General features: G+C 62.5%; 3 protein-coding genes and 1 pseudogene. All 4 read left to right on the top strand.

The annotated features are described in order from the left end of the window. The coding region (locus tag ACFXHE_RS44095) for a hypothetical protein (RefSeq protein WP_379391766.1) at positions 1 to 234 on the top strand (234 nt) is incomplete at its 5' end. A gap of 319 nt (positions 235 to 553) precedes the next feature. After that, positions 554 to 889, top strand: a complete 336-nt coding sequence (locus ACFXHE_RS44090) for a hypothetical protein (RefSeq protein WP_379391764.1) — start codon at positions 554 to 556, stop codon at positions 887 to 889. A 274-nt stretch (positions 890 to 1,163) separates the two neighbouring features. Then, positions 1,164 to 1,352, top strand: a complete 189-nt coding sequence (locus ACFXHE_RS44085) for a hypothetical protein (protein WP_379391762.1) — start codon at positions 1,164 to 1,166, stop codon at positions 1,350 to 1,352. Between the two features lie 161 nt (positions 1,353 to 1,513). Then, positions 1,514 to 1,650 (top strand): annotated as a pseudogene (locus ACFXHE_RS44080) (1,4-dihydroxy-2-naphthoyl-CoA synthase); the annotation flags it as partial.

Here is a 1,650-nt window from a genome sequence, read left to right as displayed (position 1 = left end):
TTCGAGGGGTGGTGTGCCACTTTCCACGACACGATCGACCCGGTGCCCGTGGAGGGTACCCAGTCCAGGGTCGTGGCTCGGCACGATGAGCAGGCGTTGGTCATTGGCGCGACCAACGTTGCACAGTCGGTGCAATGCCTGATCATCAGGGTCGTGCCGCGGTGGTGTCGTGGGTTTTCCGGTTTGTGGTCGAACATCGGAATCCTCGCCAGTTCTTGCCTGCGCTGTCACTGACGAGCCTGCATTGCGGAGGGCCCTACCCGCGACGGCAGAACTACCCACGACATACCTATTTTTGCCACCCCTGCCCAGTAGCGGCACCGGTCGACAAGGGCTGGGAGGCACAAATCCGTCCGGCACGACGCGACGCGTCTGCTGGATAGGGAGCCGCAGGCATTCACCTGCTGGAAGGGCCCGCTGCGGGTATGGCTGACTCGTCTGGATGGCGTGCGGTCAGCGCCTGAGCGCAGACAGTACCGCGGCGACCTCGCGGATAGTGAATTTCACGTAGGTCGCGGTGTCGATCGCTCGAATGCGGCCAGGAGGCCCACAGGTGTCGCAGCTCGGCCCGGGCGCGGCGGTGGACGGGCCGCCGGTGGACGGGTTCGTCGCCGACGTGTTCGGCGAGTGGCGGCGGATGCTGCCGACGATCACGCGCGACCCCGAGTACGCGTCGATCATCAATGACAAGAATTTACTCGGTAGAGCGATGCCGCCGGGTGAAGGGGGGAATTTGACCCGGCGACATCGACATCATCGGCAGCCGACAGCGTTCGAGCTGCAACTGGCCACCATCTCGTGGGTCAACACCGCTTGGGGGTATGCAGGTCGGCCCGGGCCGAACCCTACGGGTGCCCCCCGCGTTGTGCAAATTAGCCAAGATGGTTGAAATCTACTGGCCCACAACGTGACACAGCACATGCTCGATGCAGCGTCAGCAGCGATCGAGCCGGCGCCGCAGTACAGCATCGGAATCGTCGAGCGCCCGTCGAGACCGACGAAGCTGCGCACGTTCGGAACGAGAGGCCGCCTGTCACAAGATCACGGACCACACGGTTCGTAAGTGTCGCCTACATGTCCGCCTGTGATTGAGTGTTGGAGTGGGAGACGAACTTTCAGCCTTCGGCAGTCGTCGCGACGCTGGTGCGAGTCGTAAGCGCCCCGTGAGCCTGGGCGGCCGCATCGACAATCTCGGCACCTATCGATTCCTATGCCCGACGGTTGGTTGCCGGTGGTTTCGCGACGAGAACACCACCCAGAGCAATCCGCGTTGGCGGGAGCTGGTCGAGGCCGCGATCGACGACCACCTCGCTGCCAGGCATCCTCATTGGATCCATCCGGAATACAACTAGATCGAGATCGAACGCGTTGATGTGCAGACCCGTCGTATGTCGAGCAACGTGACCTGTACCAGGCGAGAAGTGGTGTATTGCACAGCATTTCGGCTCGCCATTGGCCGGCGGGACATGGGTCGTGGATCTCGCGAAATGTGAACTTGACTAGGGTGGGCACGGTGACCTTCAATCCAGATTTGTGGAATGTCGTCCCGGGATTTGAGAACCTCACCGACATCACGTACCACCGGCACATCGAGCAGGGCACGGTTCGGATCGCCTTCGATCGCCCCGAGGTACGCAATGCCTTCCGGCC

Source organism: Nocardia sp. NPDC059229 (assembly GCF_042754165.1).
GTDB lineage: Bacteria > Actinomycetota > Actinomycetes > Mycobacteriales > Mycobacteriaceae > Nocardia.
This window is presented reverse-complemented; position numbering and strand designations above follow the sequence as displayed.